This is a genomic window from Nostoc mirabile CHAB5784 (genome assembly GCF_020829645.1).
In the GTDB taxonomy this organism is placed as follows: Bacteria; Cyanobacteriota; Cyanobacteriia; order Cyanobacteriales; family Nostocaceae; genus Nostoc; species Nostoc mirabile.
In genome coordinates this window covers 28,767-51,390 of record NZ_JAIVFS010000058.1, presented here as the reverse complement: position 1 = coordinate 51,390, position 22,624 = coordinate 28,767, and the positions used below count along the sequence as shown (strand labels likewise).

Sequence of the window (22,624 nt, the reverse complement as noted above, 5' to 3'; positions counted from 1 at the left end):
CTCGATGGATTGGATCACCATAAGAGCGGAAATCGTAACTGTAAGGTTTAGCCATAGTAAATCAGGCGAGAGTCGGTCATGATAATACTTATAGTCTATGTCCTAATGGGCTAGACGGTTGCTATATTACTTAAATCTGATAATTTACGTGATGCTATGGAAATCGTTCTCAAGCAAGCTGCGTCCTAATTAAAATGGCTACGGCTATAGCTTAACTGAAAGCTTCCTCACCCGCCTCGAACTAAAGTTCAAGGCTAATAGCTAAAGTCTACTGAAGTAGACTAAAGATTTTTGCCTATATATTAGTCATCTCTCAGATGACTTTCGCTAAAAGCCAAGGAACTTCAGTTCCTTGCGGGACATGACTTTTACATTAAGTTGACACGCATGAGCACTGCTAAACCCTTACAGTAGAGATCGATTAGCCATCAAATTAATAATGGAGCAAAGCCTAAAACGAAGTAGTTTCGTAAATGCACACCATGATTAATTTGTACAGTGCGTAAGTTCTAGCGATAACCTAGACCGCTCTCAATCAGATGAGCTTCTTACCACTCAACCGAGCCGGCGATCGCGTTGCCAATTACGATCGTTTTGTCTGGAACAACACTGCCAGCGGCGAGGTCAGACTCCTGAACCAGGCTCTTGGTGCCCACAACACTGTTATTACCTATACGCGAACGGAAGAAAACTGCTCGGTCTTTAAGGACAAAATTATCGCCAGTAATGGTAGTATCGTTAGCTCCAGAAAATGATGTCGGCCCACCATGGATAACAGCATTAATATGATGGACGTTGTTGCTGCCTATTTGCAGCTCGGTGTGTTCCAGCGCGTGAAACGTTACATTATCTTTGATGACATTATTATTTCCCACTACGAAGGGTTCACCCTCATCAGCGCGTAGGGAAATTTTGTTACTCATCAGTGCCTTGGCATCATTCAAGTTTTGGGTGAACTGCACGTCACCGATGATGCGGTTACGAAATGCGGGGTCACGAGTTGATTGCCCAGCAAAAGTAGGTAGATCGCGGAACCGGTTGAATGTCGTGTTGCCTGGATCGTAGTTAATGCCTGTAACGTTGCTGGGGTCTTCGTTTTTAAGCTGAGTGTATTGCACCGCAAAGGCCTTGTTGACCTCAATTACGCCACTCATGAATTTACGGTCAGCGGCAACAATACGGGCTGTCTTACTTCTGACCTCAGCCTGAGAGGCAACATATTTACCAGGGAGTACCTTTAAGCCCGAGGGGATTGTTACACCAGGAGCTACGCGGGCAAGGGCCAAGACCATGGCATCTTTCTCAATGATGGCACCATCGACCACAGCATTGAAGCTTACGAACGATGGGCATTCAGCAACTCCACCAGGGCAGATTCCTGTCTTACCGAGGCTTGCAGAACCCTTCACAGTGGAGTTGTGTGCGAGGATAACCTGGTCGCCAATGTTAATTGCTCCTGTGCTGGCATCGACGACTACGTTGTCTTGAACGTTGCTCTCGTTGCCAATGTTGATACTTGTCCTAGGTTGAGTGCCAGCCTTGAGAGAGGCAAATGGTGCGACGTAGGTAAGCGAACCGATTGTAATGTTTTGCGGGTTATTAAGGGTAGCGGTTGGGTCTACGAAGCTCGGCCCAGTTGCGGCATTAGTCTGTGTAGCTCCTACAAATGGTGAGATGAAACCCATAAGGGTGATTGCTGACATGAGTTGCTTTAATTGTTTAGACATATGTGACTCCTTGATATGTAATTTGTATGCGCTAATTTGCAAGATTGTGCCTTAATTACCTGCGCCAACAGGTTGTCCTAATTCGCCAACTATCTCACTCACAAAAGAAACGAAATTATTGAGAACTTTCGCTTTTTTTGACAAAGTCGTACGTAGTTTGTAGCCGAGGTTCAGTAGTTGTGTCGCCTACTGCCATAGCAGCAGACCATTCACTGACACGGTTTTCGTCAAGTATTGCTCGCACTCGATAGGCAAGCTGACTCCTCTGTAGTAATAGCAACACCTTACGGTTGAAAAGGCCTTGGGATTTTAGGTTCTCACCTGCTGCGGCTTCAATGCGAAAGCAGCGATCGCTTTGGCGATGTAGCTTTGGCGACGCACCTTCGCCGGTTAGCGTCTGAAGTTCGTAAGCCTTGGCTCCTGGATAACTCTGCCAACAGAGCTTCCAGTAAGTTGACCAGGCGATGCGATTATCTGATAGCTCCTGCACCTCGTCTTCCAAGGTGGCAACAATTTCCTTGAGCGGAGGTATTGGTACCAACTTCTGCTGAGTACTGGATGGGTTGACACAAGCACCCACTAGTACTTCGAGCAGTGCTGCTAGAGGGAGGATAAATTGAGCATTGTGTAAGTGCAATGCCTCAAAGATTCTCCTTACATTCATCATTGGTATTAGCTGTTTGATTTTGTGCTTGCCGTGTTCAGAACCTATTGTTTAACAATGAATTTAAATTAAGCTGTTTTTTCAATAAGCGCAGCATGAAAAAGACCTTAACAGTTAGGTATTTGCAAGGAAATTAAAAGTGCTTTGTATTTATTATTTACTCATAAAAAGTATTATCAGAGATTTTAGAGGTTGTTTTAAAAGTGTCGCATAGCACATCAAATTCTGAGATTACCTCTAGGGCAAACGCATCTAAATTATAAGTAGGTCGGCGTTAAAAAATCAACCTATGTAACAAAGTGTAAAGTTAGTAAAAAGCTTATAAATGAATAGTTATAGGGTTTTTACAAAACTCAACATACCTTGATTTTATCGTGCCGACTTATTTACTTGCTCGCAACGGAGGTTAAGAATCAACGAAAAATCACCATTTATCGTTTGATTTATTTTCACAAGTTCAAAGCGATGTCTACGACGGGCTACACCTACGCCTAAATCCTTGTCAATAAGCATCGACTAATGCGACTGTTTTTCAGCTTGTTGAGAATTAGAGGTCTTGTTGACATGATGCGTTTGCCCTGGCGATCGCCCCTAACGCCTTTATTTAGTTCACATGTACTACTAGAACCATTTCTTCTTACCACTTCGTCAATATTTAGATGCGTTCGCCCTGCACAACGCTTAGGCTGTTGGCTGAGTTTGTATGCTTTGGCTGATATTCCTTTTTCTGTTGAGACGATAGAAGATGACGATGAACAAGAATTCTGGGAGATAGCTATAGCCCAGTTGCAGAAACTGCATTTAATACAATGGCAGGCTAAAGGAATTTATCGTCTACATCCACTGATTCGGCAATTTTTCCAAATGAAGTTGGATGAGTTAAGTGACGCGGATAAGGTGAAAACTGCTTTTGTAGCGCAGATGGCAGAAGTGGCAAAGCAAATTCCTCAACAGCCTAACCGTGAAGATATTTTCAACCTCACTCCACATATCCCCCACCTTGCAGAAGTTGCAACCCACCTATCCCAATATCTCAGCGACGAGGATTTAATTGGGCCTTTCACAGGCTTAGGCTGGTTTTATCAAGGACAAGGACTTTATCAGCAAGCAGAACCTTGGGTGCAGCAGTGTGTAAAAATTGCTGAAAATCGCCTAAGTTTGGAACATCTCAATATTGCTGCCAGCTTAAACAATAGACCTCTTGCAAAAGTCGAACATCCGCCCGAAAATAAATTTTCGGGCTAATAGCTCAAGTCGGTTTAAACCGACTAATAACAATAATTTTAGTCCGTTTAAACGGACTTTTGCTATAAGAGAGGGACTTGAGTCCCTGGCGGATCAAGGATTTTCGCAAGAGGTTTAATCTAGCAGCACTTCATAAATCTACAGGGCGCTACAGCGAAGCCGAACCCTTGCTAAAGCTTGCTTTAGAACAGAGAAAACGCTTACTGGGAGAAGAACATACCGATGTTGCCACTAGCCTGAACAATTTAGCAAAACTCTATGAATCTACAGGACGCTACAGCGAAGCCGAACCCTTGCTAAAGCTTGCTTTAGAACTGAGTAAACGCCTACTAGGAGACAACCATCCCGATGTCGCCATTAGCCTAAATAATCTAGCAGCACTCTACCGTTATAGGGGACGCTACAGGAAAGCCAAACCCTTATTTGAGCAAGCTTTGACAATTTGTGAACAAACTTTAGGTGTAAGTCATCCTACTACTATGACAATTCGGGCAAATTATGCCAGCTTTTTAAGAGAAGCATATCACTAGCGATCGCAAGGCGGAAGTCAAAAGTTAACACTGAGCGACTTGCCTTGAGCCTTGGGAGAGCGTAGCCGACTTGTACTGAGCGGCGTCGAAGTAAGGGCGCAGTCGAAAGGAGTCGAAGTGTTAAAAATCACGCATTCACGCATAATTGTATTCCGAGCTTCTTGCGCCATTTTAAATGGTATGTTTATTTCAGCGATCGCTGTACTAGGGATTGCATAAAAGTCATTCAAAATAGAAAAAGTAATTTATAGACGTAGTTAAAATCTATCCCCCTCTCCACCAGCGAAGAAGAGGGGTTAACAATTCACGCATTCACGCATTCACGCATTCAAACATTTTAGACATTTTCAGACGAACGCGAATGCGTCTCTAAGAGTTGAGAAGTGCCAAGCGATAGGTTAAGAGCGTTGTGGCAACTACGTTCGATTTAAACCCCGACTGAAAATGATCGGAGGCGGAGTGGCTCCGACTCCGCACTACGTGTAATGGTTGGGGTCTTAAACCCTTTGATTGACGATAAATTCTATTTACATCCTAAAGACTGGCGAGTATCTACACCAGTTTTAGAATTCACACCACTTGCTTTAACACAAAGTTTTTTCACTTGCGTCCCATCTAAAATTGCATTCGTAAAATCAGCACCTGTGACATTTACATCATCAAAAATAGAACGCAGCATCATTGCATCAGTCAACACAGCATCACTTAAATCAGCATCTTTAAACCTTGTTAGATAAGCTATGCCTTCACTAAAATCAGCACCATGCAGATTTACTCCCTCCAATACGCTACCGTTAAATACGCCACCACGTAAGTCAGCATTGCTAAAATTAGCATTCTCTAATTTGAGATTGGTAAACTCAGTGCCAATTAAACTTTGACCAGAGTAATCCTTGCCCTTAAGTTCATCATTCCCCACAGAACGGGTAATACTAGAAGAACTTGCAGCTTGCGCCGATAGGGGAAACCAAAAAAGAACCATAGCTAAGACAAAGCTAGCTAACAGTTGCCAATATTTCATAATGTCTTCTTAATAAATCTCAACACTTGCACCATTAACTATTAAACCTTACAGAAGGGAACAAAGGGGATGAGGGAGCAGGGGGAGCAGGGGAGGCAGGGGGAGAAATAAGCAATTAATGCCCCATGCCCCATGCCCAAATTCAATACGTAAGACTGTAAAACCAGAAAGCATCTCGTAGGATTATAGATGTTGAGGTGCAATCGCAAAATTACCTGTGGCTAATCAAGAAGACAACGCCCAATCTCTGGCGCGAACCCCTTTATATCAAGTGGGTGTACAACTTAAAGCACGCTTTACCAGCTTTGGTGGTTGGGAAATGCCTGTGCAATTTAGTGGCATTAGCCGCGAACACGAAGCTGTAAGAAATACAGCCGGAATGTTCGATATTTCCCACATGGGCAAATTTACCCTCCAAAGTAAAAATCTCATTTCCCAACTCCAGCCTTTAGTGCCTTCAGACTTGAGTCGATTGCAACCCGGTCAAGCGCAATACACCGTATTGTTAAATCCCCAAGCCGGAATTATTGACGATATCATTGTTTATTACCAAGGTGAAGACACCATTGGTATACAGAGGGCATTCATCATCGTCAATGCCTCTACCTCTGGTAAAGATAAAGCATGGCTATTGCAACACCTTGACCTGGATAAAGTACAATTCCAAGACCTTTCACCAGATAAAGCCTTAATTGCCGTGCAAGGGCCAAAAGCGGTTAAATACCTCCAGCCATTAGTGCAAGAAGACTTACAACCAATCAAAGCCTTCGGACATTTAGAAGCAACCCTACTAGGTAAACCTGCTTTCCTGGCCCGCACAGGTTACACCGGAGAAGATGGCTTTGAGGTGATGGTAGATCCGGATGTGGGGGTAGAATTGTGGTTAAGTCTCCATAATGCTGGTGTTATCCCCTGTGGACTCGGTGCGAGAGACACTCTGCGGCTAGAAGCAGCGATGGCACTTTACGGACAAGATATCGATGACACCACCACACCTTTAGAAGCAGGTTTAGGGTGGCTAGTTCATTTAGATACCAAAGGCGAATTTATTGGTCGGGAAATTTTAGCACAGCAAAAAGCCAGTGGAGTGCAGCGCCGATTGGTGGGTTTACAAACCCAAGGACGCAACATTGCCCGTCACGGCTATCAAGTGTTATCAGCAGGTAAAGTTGTGGGAGAAGTTTCCAGTGGCACTCTGTCGCCTACACTTGGTTATCCCATTGCCTTAGCTTACGTTCCTACCCAACTAGCAACCATCGGTCAACAGCTAGAAGTCGAAATTCGCGGCAAAGCTTACCCAGGAGTTGTAGTTAAACGTCCTTTTTATCGGTCAAAAAATCGTGTCGCCAACTGATAAGCGTCGAGGTTTTTGAGGAATAATGTGTTGTGAGTTAGTCAATCTACAGTAAGGTTCATTACCAGATATGGCTTTGATGAGTGTTGGGACAATAATTTTTTTGATAAGGGAGAGGAAGTGATATGTCTTTTGAATATCCTCAAGATTTCAGATACCTGGATTCTCATGAATACGTGCGAATAGATGGTGAAATTGCCACCATTGGTATTACTGAATTTGCTGTACATGAATTGGGCGATATCGTCTTTTTAGAACTGCCAGAAATTGGCGACGCTCTTACTAGGGGAGAAAACTTTGGCACAATCGAATCAGTGAAAGCCGTTGAAGAACTGAATTCACCAGTGACAGGAACAGTTATAGAACGCAATGAAGCCTTAATTAATTCTCCCGAAGATGTGTCAGAAGACCCCTACGGGGAAGGGTGGTTTTTGAAAGTGCGCGTCAATGACCCTGATGAAGTTGAGGATGCCTTGACAGCAGATGAGTATCGCGCCCAGGTAGAAGGGGAGTAGGGAGTGGGGGACAAGGGGTAGTTCGGATAAGCAGGGGAGGCTCTTGAGGAAAGAGGGTATTTGTTCAGTAATTCCTCTCTCCCCTTGCTTCTCTTCTCCCCATCTCTCCCATCTCCTACTCCATCCGAAGATAAGTCATGAAATTTAGATGAACTGAAAAGTTACATCCACTTCTCATCAGTATTTATTGCAAAATATGAAATAGTACCGTATGGAAAGTAATTTGTGGTATTAAACGCCCCTATTCTCAAGTCTAATGAGCAGCAAGTGCTGAACGAAAAAAGTCAAAAGTTAAGTAGTTTTGTGCCAAGACACATTGGCCCTAACTCCGACGATATCCAGCAAATGCTTAAGGTTTTGGGGTTTCCCAGTCTGGATGCCCTAATCAACCAAACAGTCCCACAGGCAATTCGGCTGAAGCAACCGTTAAAGTTACCAGAAGCCAAAAGTGAGTATGCAGCACTGACATCATTAAAAAAAGTTGCTGCCAAAAATCAGGTTTTCCGTTCATACATCGGTATGGGATATTACGACAGTATTACCCCACCTGTGATTGGGCGCAACATCCTAGAAAACCCCGGTTGGTATACTGCCTACACTCCTTATCAGCCAGAAATTGCCCAAGGGCGACTAGAAGCACTGCTAAATTTCCAAACTCTGATTATCGACTTAACAGGTTTGGAAATCGCCAATGCTTCGTTACTTGATGAAGCCACAGCCGCAGCTGAAGCGATGAGCCTAAGCTATGGTGTTTGTAAAAATCAGGCAAATGCCTATTTCGTCTCTCATGACTGCCATCCCCAAACTATCGACGTGTTGCAAACACGCGCTCAACCATTAGGGATTAAGATTATTGTTGGTGATCATCAAACATTTGATTTTGATCAACCAATTTTTGGGGCTGTTCTACAATACCCCGCTAGTGATGGCACCATTTACGACTACCGCGCTTTTATAGAAAAAGCCCATGCTAAGGGTGCATTGGTGACGGTAGCAGCAGATCCTTTAAGTTTAACTTTGCTCACCCCTCCTGGGGAATTTGGTGCTGATATTGCTGTAGGCAGCACTCAGAGGTTCGGTATTCCGTTGGGGTTTGGGGGGCCTCATGCGGCATACTTTGCTACGAAGGAAGAGTATAAGCGGCTGGTTCCAGGGCGAATTGTGGGAGTCTCAAAAGATGCTCAAGGTAAGCCTGCATTACGTCTTGCCTTGCAAACCCGCGAACAGCACATCCGCCGCGAAAAAGCTACTAGTAATATTTGTACTGCACAGGTGCTGCTAGCGGTAATGGCGAGTATGTACGCCGTCTATCATGGGCCAGATGGACTGAAGCAAATTGCTGAAAATATCCATTCCTTGACGGTGTTGCTGGCACAAGGACTGAAACGTTTGGGTTATAGGGTCGTTTCAGAATCTTTCTTTGATACGCTGCGAGTAGAACTGGGAACACACAATTTAGAAGATATTCTGGCAAATAGCGAACAGCTTCAAATTAACTTGCGGATTTTTGATGCAACTGCTGTTGGTATCTCGCTGGATGAAACAACTACAGTTGATGATGTGCTTCACATCTTAGCAATCTTCGCAGGCGAAAATGAACTACCCTTCAGCTTAGAAGAATGGTTTTCTCCGCTTCTCTCTATCTCCCCCTCCCCCCATCTTCCCCTCCCCCGCACCAGCACCTATCTCACCCATCCCGTTTTTAACCGCTATCATTCAGAAACTGAGTTATTGCGCTATCTGCACAAGCTAGAAAGCAAGGACTTGTCGCTAACGACATCGATGATTCCTTTGGGTTCTTGCACAATGAAGTTGAATGCGACAGCTGAGATGATTCCGGTAAGTTGGGAGGAATTTGGCAAGATTCACCCGTTTGCCCCCTTGTCACAAACGCAAGGTTATCAACTCCTGTTTGAGCAACTTGAGGCATGGTTAGCTGAAATTACTGGTTTTGCGGGTATTTCTCTGCAACCAAATGCTGGTTCTCAGGGCGAGTATGCTGGACTTTTAGTGATTCGCCAATATCACGAAAATCGTGGAGAAGGACACCGTAATGTTTGTTTAATTCCCACCTCGGCACATGGGACAAACCCAGCAAGTGCGGTGATGTGCGGGATGAAGGTGGTGGCCGTTGCCTGTGACTCACAAGGTAATATTGACGTTGATGACCTGAAGAGTAAGGCAGAAAAACACAGTAATGAACTAGCTGCCTTAATGGTGACATATCCCTCGACTCATGGTGTTTTTGAGGAGCCAATTCAGGAAATCTGCGCTATTGTTCACAGTCACGGTGGACAAGTTTACATGGATGGGGCAAATATGAACGCCCAAGTGGGAATTTGCCGTCCTGGAGATATTGGCGCGGATGTCTGCCATTTAAACTTGCATAAAACCTTCTGTATTCCTCATGGTGGCGGTGGCCCTGGTATGGGGCCCATTGGCGTAGCCTCTCATCTTGTGCCTTTTCTCCCCGGACATCCTGTTGTAGGGAGTGGGGAAGAAATCTCTAATTCCCAACGTATTGGTGCTGTAGCGGCTGCGCCTTGGGGTAGTGCTAGTATTTTGGTGATTTCTTGGATGTACATCGCCATGATGGGTGCAGATGGTTTAACCGAAGCAACTAAGGTGGCGATTCTCAATGCTAACTACATCGCTAAGAGACTGGAATCGTACTATCCGGTTTTGTATCAGGGAAAAAATGGTCTAGTTGCCCATGAATGTATTTTAGATTTGCGTAGCTTGCGAGGCGCTTCGCCATCGCTCAAAAAATCAGCTGCGATCGAAATCGATGACGTTGCCAAGCGTCTCATAGACTACGGTTTCCACGCGCCGACTGTATCCTGGCCTGTAGGGGGTACAATCATGGTGGAACCTACAGAAAGTGAATCTAAACAAGAGTTAGATCGTTTCTGTGATGCGTTGATTTCTATTCGCCAAGAAATCGCCGAGATTGAATCAGGTAAGGTGGATGTTCAAGATAATGTTTTAAAGAACGCACCCCACACTGCTGAAAGTCTCATCACCGACGAATGGCATCATCCCTATTCTCGTGAACAAGCTGCTTATCCTGCACCTTGGACTCGTGAGTATAAATTCTGGCCGGCTGTTGGTCGCATTGATGCAGCCTTTGGCGATAGGAATTTTGTTTGTTCTTGTCTGCCAATGGATGCTTACTAAAATCAAGTGAGGAGTTAGGAGACGCGATTAATCGTGTCTGTACAGGAGTTAGGAGTCTTAATTCCTAACTCCTCTAATTCTTTTTTTACAGATAAAGGCTGATACCCCAATGCAAATGCTTTGGAACTATCCAAAGAAACATCTGCCGGTCTAGGCGCTGCCATTTTCACATCTTGTTGACGGCAGGATTTGAGCTTGGTGGCGGGAAGTTTAAATACCTCAACTAATAGTTGCCCAAAATCATAACGCGAAATCCGCTCTTTTCCACCTAAGTGAATGATGCCGTTAACTTTTTCTAATGCTAATAAAAGTCCTTTGGCGGCAGTTGTTGCGCTTACTGGGGTGCGAAATTCATCAATAAATAAATTTAGTTCTTTTTCTGCTTGTAAAGTTTCAAGAAATGGCTGAATAAAGCTTTTAGCTGTGGGTGTTTCTGCACCAAACATTAACGGCATCCGACAGACTGCTGTCATGGGATATCTTTCTAGCATACCTGCTTCTGCTATGACTTTTTGCTCACCGTAAAGATTAACAGGACACACAAAATCTGTTTCTCGATAGGGAGCATTTAAACCATCAAAAACTAAATCTGTTGAGGTAAAAGCACAAGGAATAGAATTATCCGCGCAAAGTCCGGCAATATTGCAGGATGCTGTGACGTTAATTGCGTGAGATTCTTCAGGGTGGGTTTGACAAAAATTTGGTTGTGAATGTGCAGCAGTATGAATCACTGCTGTTGGTTTTATATCACTAAAGATACGCTGCAATTCTTGAAAATCTGTTAAGTTCACTTTTAGCATTTTGATGCCAGGAATCTCTAGAGAATGGGAAAAATAAGTGCCATAAATTTCCCATTCTTGTTTTGCAAGCTGGCAAAGATGCCATCCTAAAAAACCACTTGCTCCGGTGATTAACAATTTTTTCATGTCTAATTGTAAACCGCTCTAGAGAAAATTTTCTTGCTACAGTAAGCTGACATTCTACACTGAGTGCTGGTTACAGAATATTATTGTAGTAATTCCTGAAACTGCTTTGCACTACGCACTTTGCTAAAGTCTGGGTCAGTTTTTGCTAACTTCTTGTATTTATCAGGAAGAAACTCGATAGCTTTATCTAAATTCTCAATTGCTAATTCGAGATTGCTTTGTAAAGCATAAGAGCAAGCTTTATTGTAATATGCTTGGTGCAAATCTTGCTTGATGGCGATCGCTCTATTATAAGATGTGATCGCATCTTGATAGCGGTGCAGCTTTGTCAGTGCAATGCCTCGGTTAATTAAGGCTTCATACTTGTCGGGTTGGATAGCGATCGCTTTATCGTAAGATGCGATCGCATCTTGGTAGCGTTGCAACGACGTTAAGGCTATGCCACGATTATACCAGGCTTCATATTTGTCGGGTTGGATAGCGATCGCTTTGTCGTAAGATGCAATAGCGTCTTGGTAACGTTGCAACGATGTTAAAGCTATGCCACGGTTAATCCAAGCTTCAGGACTCTCAACTTTGATGGCGATCGCTTTGTTGTATGCTTTTATTGCATCTTTGTAACGTTGTCCATCTAATAAATTATTACCTTGATCAAAGAAATCTTGTGCTTTCTGGGTAGCCTTCGCTTCTATGAAAAGCTGGGTTACATTAGTTTCTTGCACAATTTGTGTAGTATTTTCTGTTGATGAGTTTGCCCCACCACTACAACCAAATGCCAAGAAAGCTATCAAACCAGATGCAACGAAGCAGTACCGAAAAACCATGCTATACCTACAAAACTTATAAGATGATGTTAAAAGTTGTTCCTTTTTTGAACATTATCAAAATACACTAGTTTTTACCCATTAATTTCCTTATCTTTTGAGAAATGATTTGGTTGAGGATGTATGGAAGCTTCTTAAATTCAAGTGTATGATACATTATCATATTAAATACACATAAAGCAATTGCTTAGAGCCTATTTCACTCAAAAAACAATTATTTATCTTGCTATAGCAATCCGTGCAGGAGTTAGGAACAAGAAGATCCCCGACTTCTTAAAGAAATCGGGGATCTAAGCCTCTCGGTGGAGAGGGAATCAAATAGGATTGCTATATATACGTTATGTAGGCGTAGCCCATCGTAGACATCGCACTCGTGTGGTAATTTCCCTTTTAATGAACAAGGGTGCGATCGCACTAGTTTTCACTATATGCAAAAATATACACAATACTCGTCCAGTTGCTCCCAATAAAATCTTTAGATTAGCTCCTAATGACAATACTGCCCTGTTCAGAGATGATGCAACGTTTTGTATAAAACCAGGTTTAGCAAGTTTAACAAACGTTTCTTTTAGGTCATATAATTTTCCTACTTACTATATACGCCACAGAAACTTCGAGCTATATATTGACCCGTACAGCACTAATAGTTTGTTTTTAAACGATGCCACTTTTACACTAGTAGCACCGTTCACTCCATAGCTAGAGTAGCTTTGAACATGATTGTGGTAAATATCGCGTCAAGGCATACATCTATTTTTGACTTTTGCAAAAAGTCTCTTAAATAGACCTCTTGCAAAAGTCGAACATCCGCCCGAAAATTTATTTTCGGGCTAATAGCTCAAGTCGGTTTAAACCGACTAATAACAATAATTTTAGTCCGTTTAAACGGACTTTTGCTATAAGAGAGGGACTTGAGTCCCTGGCGGATCAAGGATTTTCGCAAGAGGTTTAATGTATGCCTTGGTGATAATATACTCTGTCTGTGCAACGCTTAACTAATACCAAACACCGACTCGACAGTTGACTTAATCGAATCGCGTGCATCCTTCAAAGTTTGACTAATGGGATGTTTTGCCTGCAAAAATGCACGGGCACAATTGCGTCCCGGCATTCCCGAAATCGAACCACCTGGATGAGTCCCTGCACCAGTCAAAAATAGATTATCAATTGGCGTTTTGTAGTTGGCTATTTCTGGCAAGGGACGGAAAAATATCATCTGATCTAAGGTCATGTCAACATGGTAATAATTCCCTTTATACGCACCTAATCTTTCTCCTAGTTCTGCTGGACTTTCTACACGACGGGCAATAGTTGCATTCTTGACATTGGGTGCATAGTCTGCCAATTTATCAATTACCCTATCTGCAACTTTGTTTTTCAATTCATCTGTCCAACCAGTACCTTTTAAACCAGTGCCTTCTGCACCGGCAATTTGATAAGGGGCAAAATACTCAATCCATACGGTGTGCTTACCTGGTGGCGCTAATGTGGGGTCTAAGTAGCTAGGCATCACCACATACATTGATGGGTCAGCATCAGGAATCTCTCCCAAGGTACATTTACTATGAGCCTGTTCTACATGAGTTACCGAATCTGCAATCAAGATAGAACCAACGAGATATTCGTCTTTATGCTCGTGGTGGGGAAAGTGGAGTGGTTCGTCTAAAGCCAAATCTATTTTGAGGATGGTTTCGTTGTTGTTAACGATGCGGCGTTCTAATCTTTCCCATAAATTGGGGTCGGCCCCATCAACATCGCTTTTATCAGTCATTTGCAAAAATAACCGCTTGGCATCAATATTAGAAATAACCCCGTATTTAGCGCGATATTCTTTACCACCAGCAACCCGTACACCCACAGCTTTTCCATCATCAATTAAAACTTTTTCAACATGCTGGTCTGTGAGAATAACACCACCTTTACTTGTGACTAAATTCACTAAAGCTTGCACAAGTGCGCCAGTTCCGCCGCGAGGTCTGGCCATTCCAGGGTTGTGTCGCATCGCCATCATGATTGCACCAATGGCAAGGGTTTTTTGCGATGGCGGCGCCCCAAGTTCTGATGCTAACCTTGCTAGTGGCGCTTTCAAAAATTCCTCATCAAACCACTCGTTAAGTAAATCCTCGGCGCTGGTTAACATGGTACGAATAAAATCCAGCGTTTTGTTTGGCGAACCAATAACTGAAAATAAATCTTTCAGTTTTGTGATGTCATAGTTACCAAGGATGTCTATAACTGACTTTGGCGGTGCATTAAACATGGGAATCATTGCACCGAGCGCTCGTTGCCAATAGTCTACAAATTCTGCGTATTTTTTGGCATCACGTTCACTATAACGAGCGATTTCGGCACAAGTCTTTTCCACTGACTTATGTCCTAAGAAGTATTTACCATCAGGATGAGGACAGAAAACAACTGGATCACATTCCAGATAATGCAAGCCGTATTTTTCTAGTTCTAATTCTTCAACAACTGGCCCCAAGTGAATAAATTCATGGTCAATAGCACACAAGTTAAATTTAAATCCAGGAGCCTCTTGTGGTAAACATTCTTCAGTTGTTGCTGCACCACCTGGAACAGAACGCTTTTCTAGTAACAGAACACTATAACCAGCTTTCAGCAAATAAGCTGCACAAACTAATCCATTATGTCCAGCACCGATCAGCACAATATCATACTCTTGCATAGTTGTTATTTTTAAATTAAGTAGCTTTTAAAAGCTTACAAAACTTTTAATAAAGTTACATCACTCCCTAGTTACAAAAATTATCTTTAACTACTGTCAATACCACTAAGGAAATAGTTCAGTTAACGATGATGGTATTTGCTTTACTTGAGTTTCTACCAGAAGTGTCAAACTACCAATTTCTACTTTTATATCTTTAATAGAAAACGCTATATCCTCCCATTTAAAATAGGGTAGATTCATCAGTTCTTTGACTTTCTGCATTAATGCTGTAACTAATTCTATTGAAACCCCGCTTCCCTCAGTGCAGTTAAAACTCTCCAGCATCGCGGGTTGTGAAAGAGTACGTGGACGAGCGATCGCAGTGTAAGCTAAAGGGCGAGTATTTCCCTTTTCCTTTAACAACACTCTTCCTTTACATTCTATTTTGCCATCACCAGGTAAAAATACCTGAATTTTTTGCGGCTCAAAACTCACAATCTCGCCATCTACATCCAAATCATAGTTTTGCATCCGACTGCGAACAAAGTCTGATGTCATAGTGCGGTTAATATCTACTTCTGTGAGTATAATGCGAACTATGGCATTTACTGGCTGATTGAGTTCTATTTGACCGAAAAGAGCGCTTAAGGGATTGATGTCAATACTATCTGTTTGTAGTTTGATTTCCTGTACGCGAATGCCTTCTTGTATAACCAATCCTTCACCTGCAAACGAAACTCCATCCGCTTGTCCCTGAACTATTTTGAATAAATCAGTTTGTACATTGATGTCTATTTTTTCTACTTCATCTAACCCTTGGGATACCATCATTTCAGCGCCCTGAGATAGAACTTTTTCTTCTAAATTATGTTCGTCTTGCATGAATTAGTATCTCCTAAATATCCTCTTACTACTTACTGTAAAGGCTAGATACTAACGAGCGAATCTACATTGCGGTATATAATCGGAGGATTGAGTAATCAAGTAAAGGATATTGTTTCTCTTTTAACTTTTGCCTTTTTGGTAACAACCATTTTTACACCGCCGCTAGGGACAATGGTAATGCCACGACGAACTGGATACACTGGACGTTTATCAGTAAGACTTAGTTCAAAATGCGATAAAATTATGGCTGTTACTAATTTTAATTCATACATGGAAAATGCTGCACCAATGCAACCGCGATAACCTCCACCAAAGGGGAAATATTCATAAGGTGAAAATTTTTGGTTGAGAAATCTTTCTGGGCGGAACTGTTCTGCTTCTGGGTAAGTCTCAGTTCGGCGATGGGCTAAATAAATGCAGGGAACTAAAACTGTTTCTGATGTAAATTCATGCCCCATAATTTCTACTTTATCTTTTACCATTCGCGGTGTGCAAATTAAAGCAATAGGATGAATTCGCAGTGTTTCTTGACAGACGGCGGTGAGATAAGGTAACTGTGTAATTGCTTCCGGATTTGTAAGATCATCCAAGGTGTTTAGTTCTTGCATTAACCGATATTTCACCTCTGGGTGAGAGTGAATTAAATAAAATACCCACTTATTTATAGGAGAGTTGCAATATATTAAAATACCCCCATAGACCACTTTAAAAAAGGACTATAAGGCAATACGCTTGGCTTTGTGGAAAATTGTAGGTTGGGTTAAGCAAAGCGCAACCCAACAAAGCCCCGGAAATGTTGGGTTTCGTTCCTCAACCCAACCTACACAATTTAAGGTTTTTGGCGCTAACTGAACTGTATTGGACTATAAGGGATTATGTAAAAGCATTGAAAATCTATCTAAATGTAGAGATGAAAGTTGAAGACTTGCTGAACCAACCATCAAACCCTTCAGCATCAAACAGTGGTTGTCTGTAGGATGGGAGACTTCACCTGACGTTGACTGGTGACAACCATGTTGATGGGATGATCTGGGCCTGTCACTAAACCACGGCGTTTAGGTCGCACTTCACCATTGTCAACTAGTTCTAATACCTGGCTGGAAAGGATTTTGGCAAGTGCTAGCTTCATTTCCAACTGGGCAAATGCTAAACCAATACAGCGCCTTGCACCACCTCCAAAAGGTAAATATTCATAGGGAGAAAATTGCTGTTCTAAAAAGCGTTCTGGTTTAAACTGCTTAGGTTCCGGATATAAATCTTCTCGTTGGTGGGTCAAGTAAATTGAACCAATAACGATTGTATCTGGTTCAAGTTCGTAACTACCCAGAGATAGAGGTGTTCTGACTACTCTGGGAAAGGTCAGCATCGCTACTGGGTAAATTCGCAAGGTTTCGGAACAAACAGCGTTGAGGTAGGGTAATTTAAAAATGGCGCTGGGGTCAGGGTTATCACCCAGGCTATCTAGTTCTTGCAGTAACTTTTGGCGTACTGATGGTATTTTGTGAATCCAGTAAAATGCCCATGCGATCGCTGTTGCTGTGGTTTCGTGGCCTGCTATCAAAAGAGTCATTAATTCATCGCGTAACTCTTCATCGGTCATCGGTTGACCTGCTTCATCCTTCGCTGCCATGAGTAAGCTGAGGATATCTGTGCGTGATGGGTCTGGTTGTTCTCGACGTTCCCGAATTTCTTCGTATATAAGTTTGTCAGCATCCTGCTGTCGGCGCATCTGCTTTCCCCAGAAATTAATCGGGCCAAAATCCCTTTGCAAAGCTGGAAAATAAAGCAAAGCGACACTCAACACAGAACTTCCCTTTTCCAGCATTTCACCCAAAAAATGCTGTAATTTTTCGGCGCGTGGCCCTTCATCTAGCCCAAACACAGCTTGCATAATCACCCGCAGGGTAATAGCTTGGGCAGCAGACCGGATATTGAAGGGTTGCCCTATCTGGTATTGGCTAATGACTTTCTCGGTAATATCACTAATTATTTGACTATAGCTTCGCATTCTTTCACCGTGAAAGGGTGGCAATAACAACTGCCGTTGGCGCTGGTGTTCTGCACGACTGATGGTAATCACAGAACGCTTACCAAGCAAAGATTCAAACACCAGATTTGTATCACCAGGTGCTTCTAACCCCTTGGTATCGTTTGTCAAAATCTGCTGTAGCACTTCGGGGTTACTGACAAATATCAGTGGCGGAGATTTGCTTTGTAACCTGATGGTGAACATGTCCCCATATCTTTCGGCACAAGTTTCCATAAATGACATGGGGCTGGTAATCCAGCGTAGCATCTGTAAAACTGCTGGGCTTTGCGGGCCATTTGGTAATTTCATAAAATTCTTTTGTTACTTTATGTCTTGCTCCTACTTTAACTAACTGAAACTGATAAATTCTTGTTGATTGAAGTTACTTATACTGAGGGTGCAAAAAAGCAATAAACTGTTACAACCTCAAAGATGTAAAATTTTTGTTAAATTCAACGAGCATCTACAGTTTCATCTGACTTTTCATGTCATCTGGAAAAGCCCACGAAAAACCTAACCCCCTAACCCCCAACCCGTGGCGGGAAGGGGGAAAATTCAAAGTCTCTCTCCTAAAAGGAGAGAGATTTAGAGAGAGGTTCCCCAGATACCGTGAGAAGTCAGACAGTTTCACCTAATCGTCAAAAGGTACTCAGCATGACTGCAATCTCCCCAAAGGCATCTTCAGCGCTTCCCGATTTTTCTGAAGGAATTCAATATTTTGGTGAAGCTTTACCAGATTTTGAAACTTATGGTGCAACACCTGCTATAGAATCGGGCAGAGTAGCGATCGCATCTCCCACAGAACCGAATGCTGTATATCAAACTTTACTTGCTGCTGATGCCTTACGCTACCTAACCTTACAAGTTACTGCTAGTAAAGCTTCTGGGCATCCCGGCGGATTCGCCAGCCAAGCAGAAGCTTACGCATCTCTTGTCATGCTGGGATACAAGAACATTATTACCGAAGTCGGACACCACGCGCCTGGATTTTATAGTGCCATGTTCTTGGATCGTTCGCTAGAGGACATGGGAATTTTTACAGTCCAACAATTGCGCGATCGCTTCCGAGAAAAGCACGGACTTTTAGGACATCTTTCTGGTTTCATCCCCGGTATTCTCGCACCTGCGGGGCCTTTGGGACAAGGGCAACACTTTGCAATGGCGGCTGCACTGTTGCACAAAGATAAGTTGTTCCCTTTTACAGTTGGGGATGGTGGATTGGGTGAGCCTTATATTGTAAGTGCGATCGCACACTTTCATACTGCTTATCCTGCTGTCACCAACTTCTTACCGGTGCTGGTGTGGAACGGTTACAGCCAAGAACATCACAGCATGATTTCCCTCAAAACCAATGAACAGATGCAAGCATATTGGCAAGGTAACGGTTTTGATGAAATCGTGTTAGTGGATGCCAAGGATTTCGACGATCAAAACCAGCCAGGGGATTACGTTGATAGTACCGCGTTTTCCTTTGAGAAACGCCTAACATTCACTCAAGCAGTACTTTCGGGTGTAGATAAAGCAGCGCGATCGGCTTTGGGTGGTAAACTTACCGTTTTTATTATTAAACAACTCAAAGGTGCAGGAGTCCACGCGCGGGGGGCAAAATCCCACAACCTCTATCCTAAAGATACGCTAAATGCGCCGCATATTATTAGTGCATTGCAAACCCGTGCTTTATCAGCCGAAGCTTGGCAATTAGTGCGGACAAATGCCGAACGCGCTGGCGGAGGCCCAGCAGCTAAAACAGTAGTAACAGAATTTGAATTCTCATTACCAGATTTAGGCGAATTACCTTTAGAAGAATATGCAGTAGGTGGCGAACATAAAGTTTCCACAACTGCAATGGGACGATTGGTAGGAATAGTTGGAAATAAAGATCGGCATTTCCTTGTCACCAACGCCGATGGTAATGAAGCATCAGGAATTGCCAATATCAACCAAGCATTAAAGATTATCCACCCCACAACTGACGACTTATATAATCAAGCACCAAATGGACAAGTTTATGAACCATTGAGTGAAGATGCTTGTGCGGGTTTAGCTGCTGGTTTAGCGTTAATGGGTGCGAGAACATTGTGGTGTTCTTACGAATCTTTTGCCATCAACGGATTACCAATTTGGCAAACTGTAACCCAAGCAATGGCAGAATTGCGTCGTCCAACTCCCTCGACTATTACTTTATTCACAGCAGGCGCATTAGAGCAAGGGCGCAACGGTTGGACTCACCAACGTCCAGAAATTGAAGCTTACTTTGCTTCGTTGATGCGAAATGGAAATGTTTTCCCATTATTTCCGCCTGATGCTAATAGTATTCAAGCTTGTTATGACTGGGCACTGAAAACTAAGAATAAGGGAATTGTGATTACAGCAAGTAAATCACCATTGCCAATTCGCACAACTTTAAAACAAACTCGTCAAGGGTTGCGCGATGGTGCGGTGCTATTACATGAAATTGCTGGTGATAAACAAGTTGTATTTGCTGTAATTGGCGATATGACATTAATGCCAGTATTTGAAGCTGCTGCTTTTTTGGAAACTGAAGGTATTGGTGCCAAGATAGTTTCTGTTATCAATCCTCGGCAACTGTACCGTAGCCACGATACCGCGTGGGATACTTGTTCCCAAGCCGAAGGCGGTTTCTTGGATGATGCGAAATTTGCCGAATTATTTGATGGCGATGCGCTAATTGCTGTTACTGGAGGTGCTGCGTCGATGCTGGAACCAATTTTGTTACGGAGTAATGCGAAGCGCGATACTTTTGCATGGAAGCGTGGGGAGACTACAGCCAGTGCTGGTGAGTTGATGGCGTTTAATGGATTGACTGCTGAGGCGTTGACGAAACGTGCGATCGCGTTAGTTCATTAAATGATGTTGCATAAATGCGGGATGATTTTATTGAATTTTCCTTTGCGTCTTTGTGCGGCAGTCGCTATAACGCAATACAGTTCAGTTAAGGCTTGATCCTCCCTAACCCTCCTTAAAAAGGAGGGAACTAAGCCCCCCTTTTCAAGGGGGGTTGGGGGGATCTTCCGAGGTCAAACATCACTAACTGAACTGTATTGCGCTATAACGGGGGGAATCCCCACAACGCACTGCTTTGCCTTTGCGTGAGACATTCATCCCTAGATTTAGCAACGCCCATTAAATAAAGCTGGAATTGTTTCTACTTTTATCGCATTTATACGTATAGAAACGCTGAAAATTGCGTCGGAATGCGTATATTTGCGTTTTTTTATTCAAGAGAACTTAGCAGGCAGGAAAAATCGGAGTAGATTTGCTGAAATCCTTTGACAAAAGCTGGTTTACGAGTCGCAAAAGCTGGTTTACAAGTCACAAAAGCTGCTTTACAAGTCACAAAAGCTGCTTTACAAGTCACAAAAGCTGCTTTACAAGTTACAAAAGCTGCTTTTCAAGTCACAAAAGCTGCTTTTCAAGTCACAAAAGCTGGTTTACGAGTCGCAAAAGTTAGTTTACGAGTCGCAAAAGTTAGCTTCTGGAAGGATTAAACTCTGGGAATGCAACAGAAATGACTGTTCAAGATTGGGAAGATATCCGTCAAACAATCCGACAAAGAATGAACAAACATCAAGATGCAATTTAGCCGTGATGTTTGAAATAAAAAAAAGACCTCAAGTTATCCGGGACTTAATAGACTTAGCAACGTACATAGCACAAGATAACTTAGATGTTTCAGACCGCTTTTTAACAGCAGCCGAAGCAACATTTAAACAATTAGCAAAAACCTCAGCTATTGGAAAACCATGTCAATTTATCCATCCAAATCTAGCAGAGATTCGACAAATATCTAATACATTAGATGACTTTAGCCTCTGGTATAAAGTGATATATTTTAAAATTTAAAATATTATTTGGCTGTATGCCATTATAAATTAGATTATCAGCCGCGATCGCGCAATTTCTCTCCTACCAATGGGACGTACTTGTATACTGTGGAGTGAAACAATTGCCACAGTTTCCCCATCCAATGTGACAAATTCAACCTCATAGCCTTTGCCACCCTGATGTACTAAAACAACTGTACCTATATCACCTTCTTCTAAACTATGTTCTGGGAGATCACTAGTCAGAATAACCCTATCAAGTTCTTGAATCATTCTTCTCTCCGTTTGAGTGGGTATGAAGTAACAAACTTAGGAATAGTTTCCCCTGTTTCAATAAACCAAGCCGAACGAATTACAGGGTTTCTACCATCCGGTGAAAGCAGTGTACCTTCTACAGCATATCTAGTTCCAAATGGTGAATCTTCAATAGACCTCTTGCAAAAGTCGAACATCCGCCCGAAAATAAATTTTCGGGCTAATAGCTCAAGTCGGTTTAAACCGACTAATAACAATAATTTTAGTCCGTTTAAACGGACTTTTGCTATAAGAGAGGGACTTGAGTCCCTGGCGGATCAAGGATTTTCGCAAGAGGTTTAATCTTTGTAACATCGTTATCAGCAACATGAATTAGTAATGCCTTAGCAAGAGTTTCCCAATCCTCTACTGAAAAACCAAACGCAATAAAAAACTTTTCCTTGCTGCGTCCATCGGGGTGAGTTGGCGACAACAGATACTCGGTGATTTTTCGTTGTGGCACAACTGCCAGTTCATAATTCGGCAGTTTCAATCCGCCTCTTTTACATTCTTATCTTTAGTTTATCGCCTGTCGCCTCTTAATTTATCGCCTTTTTGAGCGTTATATTTATTCTAGACCTCAACTATCCAAGATTAATTTATTATGAAATTTCAAGTAATTTTTACCTTTGATTCAGAATATGCAGGTTATGTTGCTGAGGTTCCTGAACTTCCAGGCTGCATGAGTCAAGGCAAAACACTAGATGAGGCAATTGAAAATATTAAAGATGCCATTACAGGATATCTCCACGTTCAAGCTAAACATGGCAAACTTTATATTGTTAAAAAATCGCAAGTGTTTATCGGGGAAGTTGTAGTATAAATGGGACGTTTATCAAATATATCCGGCAAGGAAGCAGCCAAGATTTTTGAAAAGTTTTAGCTTACATTGAAAAAAGTCAATTTTCATCTTCAGTAAT

The 22,624-nt window shown here is 42.6% G+C and carries 22 protein-coding genes; 10 read left to right on the top strand and 12 right to left on the bottom strand.

The window, feature by feature from the left end; translation table 11 throughout:
* Positions 1-548: 548 nt before the first annotated feature.
* Both LC653_RS28465 and LC653_RS28460 read right to left on the bottom strand, forming a co-directional pair.
* Positions 549-1,727, bottom strand: a complete 1,179-nt coding sequence (locus LC653_RS28465) for an LbetaH domain-containing protein (protein ID WP_229498009.1) — start codon at positions 1,725-1,727, stop codon at positions 549-551.
* A 115-nt stretch (positions 1,728-1,842) separates the two neighbouring features.
* On the bottom strand, positions 1,843-2,394 hold the full coding sequence (locus tag LC653_RS28460; protein ID WP_229498008.1) for a hypothetical protein: 552 nt from the start codon (positions 2,392-2,394) through the stop codon (positions 1,843-1,845).
* Between the two features lie 516 nt (positions 2,395-2,910).
* Between LC653_RS28460 and LC653_RS28455 the strand changes: the two genes are divergently transcribed.
* Both LC653_RS28455 and LC653_RS28450 read left to right on the top strand, forming a co-directional pair.
* Complete coding sequence (locus LC653_RS28455; protein ID WP_229498007.1) at positions 2,911-3,636, top strand: hypothetical protein; 726 nt, start codon at positions 2,911-2,913, stop codon at positions 3,634-3,636.
* Positions 3,637-3,713: 77 nt separating this feature from the next.
* Positions 3,714-4,166: a tetratricopeptide repeat protein gene (locus LC653_RS28450; RefSeq protein ID WP_372478233.1), complete on the top strand. Its 453-nt coding sequence runs from the start codon at positions 3,714-3,716 to the stop codon at positions 4,164-4,166.
* Between the two features lie 523 nt (positions 4,167-4,689).
* Here the strand turns inward: LC653_RS28450 and LC653_RS28445 are convergent.
* Positions 4,690-5,187 carry a pentapeptide repeat-containing protein gene (locus LC653_RS28445; RefSeq protein ID WP_229498006.1) on the bottom strand — a complete coding sequence of 166 codons (498 nt, stop codon included), beginning with the start codon at positions 5,185-5,187 and terminating at the stop codon, positions 4,690-4,692.
* A gap of 217 nt (positions 5,188-5,404) precedes the next feature.
* Here LC653_RS28445 and gcvT point away from each other — a divergent pair, with 217 nt between their 5' ends.
* The 3 genes from gcvT to gcvP all read left to right on the top strand — a co-directional run bounded on the left by gcvT (position 5,405) and on the right by gcvP (position 10,233).
* Positions 5,405-6,541 carry a glycine cleavage system aminomethyltransferase GcvT gene (gene gcvT, locus LC653_RS28440; protein ID WP_229498005.1) on the top strand — a complete coding sequence of 379 codons (1,137 nt, stop codon included), beginning with the start codon at positions 5,405-5,407 and terminating at the stop codon, positions 6,539-6,541.
* Positions 6,542-6,666: 125 nt separating this feature from the next.
* A complete protein-coding gene (gene gcvH / locus LC653_RS28435; protein WP_100899443.1) occupies positions 6,667-7,056 on the top strand; it encodes a glycine cleavage system protein GcvH in 390 nt (129 codons plus the stop codon).
* Positions 7,057-7,281: 225 nt separating this feature from the next.
* A complete protein-coding gene (gcvP, locus tag LC653_RS28430) occupies positions 7,282-10,233 on the top strand; it encodes an aminomethyl-transferring glycine dehydrogenase (protein ID WP_229498004.1) in 2,952 nt (983 codons plus the stop codon).
* 14 nt (positions 10,234-10,247) lie between these two features.
* On the opposite strand, the gene LC653_RS28425 is transcribed toward gcvP, so the two are convergent.
* Both LC653_RS28425 and LC653_RS28420 read right to left on the bottom strand, forming a co-directional pair.
* A complete protein-coding gene (locus tag LC653_RS28425) occupies positions 10,248-11,159 on the bottom strand; it encodes an SDR family oxidoreductase (RefSeq protein ID WP_229498003.1) in 912 nt (303 codons plus the stop codon).
* An 80-nt stretch (positions 11,160-11,239) separates the two neighbouring features.
* Positions 11,240-11,983 carry a tetratricopeptide repeat protein gene (locus tag LC653_RS28420; RefSeq protein WP_229498002.1) on the bottom strand — a complete coding sequence of 248 codons (744 nt, stop codon included), beginning with the start codon at positions 11,981-11,983 and terminating at the stop codon, positions 11,240-11,242.
* Between the two features lie 324 nt (positions 11,984-12,307).
* Between LC653_RS28420 and LC653_RS28415 the strand changes: the two genes are divergently transcribed.
* Positions 12,308-12,682 carry an AbfB domain-containing protein gene (locus LC653_RS28415; RefSeq protein WP_229498001.1) on the top strand — a complete coding sequence of 125 codons (375 nt, stop codon included), beginning with the start codon at positions 12,308-12,310 and terminating at the stop codon, positions 12,680-12,682.
* 292 nt (positions 12,683-12,974) lie between these two features.
* Here LC653_RS28415 and crtO read toward each other — a convergent pair whose 3' ends face one another.
* The 4 genes from crtO to LC653_RS28395 form a co-directional block, all read right to left on the bottom strand.
* The gene (gene crtO / locus LC653_RS28410; protein WP_229498000.1) at positions 12,975-14,669 is read right to left on the bottom strand and encodes a beta-carotene ketolase CrtO; all 1,695 of its coding nucleotides are present in this window, start codon (positions 14,667-14,669) and stop codon (positions 12,975-12,977) included.
* A gap of 105 nt (positions 14,670-14,774) precedes the next feature.
* Positions 14,775-15,533: an LmeA family phospholipid-binding protein gene (locus LC653_RS28405; protein WP_229497999.1), complete on the bottom strand. Its 759-nt coding sequence runs from the start codon at positions 15,531-15,533 to the stop codon at positions 14,775-14,777.
* Between the two features lie 98 nt (positions 15,534-15,631).
* Complete coding sequence (locus tag LC653_RS28400; RefSeq protein ID WP_372478232.1) at positions 15,632-16,240, bottom strand: cytochrome P450; 609 nt, start codon at positions 16,238-16,240, stop codon at positions 15,632-15,634.
* 251 nt (positions 16,241-16,491) lie between these two features.
* Positions 16,492-17,874 (bottom strand): cytochrome P450, encoded by a 1,383-nt coding sequence (locus LC653_RS28395; protein ID WP_229497997.1) that lies wholly within the window; start codon positions 17,872-17,874, stop codon positions 16,492-16,494.
* 345 nt (positions 17,875-18,219) lie between these two features.
* On the opposite strand from LC653_RS28395, the gene LC653_RS28390 reads away from it, so the two are divergent.
* The 3 genes from LC653_RS28390 to LC653_RS28380 all read left to right on the top strand — a co-directional run bounded on the left by LC653_RS28390 (position 18,220) and on the right by LC653_RS28380 (position 21,429).
* Positions 18,220-20,433: a phosphoketolase family protein gene (locus tag LC653_RS28390; RefSeq protein ID WP_229497996.1), complete on the top strand. Its 2,214-nt coding sequence runs from the start codon at positions 18,220-18,222 to the stop codon at positions 20,431-20,433.
* 422 nt (positions 20,434-20,855) lie between these two features.
* Positions 20,856-21,074: a hypothetical protein gene (locus LC653_RS28385; RefSeq protein ID WP_229497995.1), complete on the top strand. Its 219-nt coding sequence runs from the start codon at positions 20,856-20,858 to the stop codon at positions 21,072-21,074.
* Positions 21,075-21,174: 100 nt separating this feature from the next.
* Positions 21,175-21,429, top strand: coding sequence for a type II toxin-antitoxin system RelE/ParE family toxin (locus tag LC653_RS28380; RefSeq protein ID WP_229497994.1), 255 nt, complete (start codon positions 21,175-21,177; stop codon positions 21,427-21,429).
* Positions 21,430-21,458: 29 nt separating this feature from the next.
* Here LC653_RS28380 and LC653_RS28375 read toward each other — a convergent pair whose 3' ends face one another.
* The 3 genes from LC653_RS28375 to LC653_RS28365 are packed head-to-tail and all read right to left on the bottom strand — an operon-like array spanning position 21,459 to position 22,197.
* Positions 21,459-21,683 carry a DUF4926 domain-containing protein gene (locus LC653_RS28375; RefSeq protein ID WP_229497993.1) on the bottom strand — a complete coding sequence of 75 codons (225 nt, stop codon included), beginning with the start codon at positions 21,681-21,683 and terminating at the stop codon, positions 21,459-21,461.
* Positions 21,680-21,922, bottom strand: coding sequence for a DUF6883 domain-containing protein (locus LC653_RS28370; protein WP_229497992.1), 243 nt, complete (start codon positions 21,920-21,922; stop codon positions 21,680-21,682). The genes LC653_RS28375 and LC653_RS28370 overlap by 4 nt, the downstream gene beginning before the upstream one ends.
* A gap of 29 nt (positions 21,923-21,951) precedes the next feature.
* A complete protein-coding gene (locus LC653_RS28365) occupies positions 21,952-22,197 on the bottom strand; it encodes a DUF6883 domain-containing protein (protein ID WP_229497991.1) in 246 nt (81 codons plus the stop codon).
* Positions 22,198-22,308: 111 nt separating this feature from the next.
* Here LC653_RS28365 and LC653_RS28360 point away from each other — a divergent pair, with 111 nt between their 5' ends.
* Positions 22,309-22,527: a type II toxin-antitoxin system HicB family antitoxin gene (locus LC653_RS28360; RefSeq protein ID WP_229497990.1), complete on the top strand. Its 219-nt coding sequence runs from the start codon at positions 22,309-22,311 to the stop codon at positions 22,525-22,527.
* Positions 22,528-22,624: the final 97 nt, after the last annotated feature.

Coding starts and splice junctions, on each gene's coding strand:
- LC653_RS28425 (WP_229498003.1), bottom strand. CDS start 11,159: ATGAAAAAATTGTTAATCACCGGAGCAAGTGGTTTTTTAGGATGGCAT.
- LC653_RS28465 (WP_229498009.1), bottom strand. CDS start 1,727: ATGTCTAAACAATTAAAGCAACTCATGTCAGCAATCACCCTTATGGGT.
- LC653_RS28360 (WP_229497990.1), top strand. CDS start 22,309: ATGAAATTTCAAGTAATTTTTACCTTTGATTCAGAATATGCAGGTTAT.
- LC653_RS28455 (WP_229498007.1), top strand. CDS start 2,911: ATGCGACTGTTTTTCAGCTTGTTGAGAATTAGAGGTCTTGTTGACATG.
- crtO (WP_229498000.1), bottom strand. CDS start 14,669: ATGCAAGAGTATGATATTGTGCTGATCGGTGCTGGACATAATGGATTA.
- LC653_RS28460 (WP_229498008.1), bottom strand. CDS start 2,394: ATGATGAATGTAAGGAGAATCTTTGAGGCATTGCACTTACACAATGCT.
- LC653_RS28420 (WP_229498002.1), bottom strand. CDS start 11,983: ATGGTTTTTCGGTACTGCTTCGTTGCATCTGGTTTGATAGCTTTCTTG.
- LC653_RS28375 (WP_229497993.1), bottom strand. CDS start 21,683: ATGATTCAAGAACTTGATAGGGTTATTCTGACTAGTGATCTCCCAGAA.
- LC653_RS28445 (WP_229498006.1), bottom strand. CDS start 5,187: ATGAAATATTGGCAACTGTTAGCTAGCTTTGTCTTAGCTATGGTTCTT.
- gcvH (WP_100899443.1), top strand. CDS start 6,667: ATGTCTTTTGAATATCCTCAAGATTTCAGATACCTGGATTCTCATGAA.
- LC653_RS28395 (WP_229497997.1), bottom strand. CDS start 17,874: ATGAAATTACCAAATGGCCCGCAAAGCCCAGCAGTTTTACAGATGCTA.
- LC653_RS28390 (WP_229497996.1), top strand. CDS start 18,220: ATGACTGCAATCTCCCCAAAGGCATCTTCAGCGCTTCCCGATTTTTCT.
- LC653_RS28380 (WP_229497994.1), top strand. CDS start 21,175: ATGTTTGAAATAAAAAAAAGACCTCAAGTTATCCGGGACTTAATAGAC.
- LC653_RS28405 (WP_229497999.1), bottom strand. CDS start 15,533: ATGCAAGACGAACATAATTTAGAAGAAAAAGTTCTATCTCAGGGCGCT.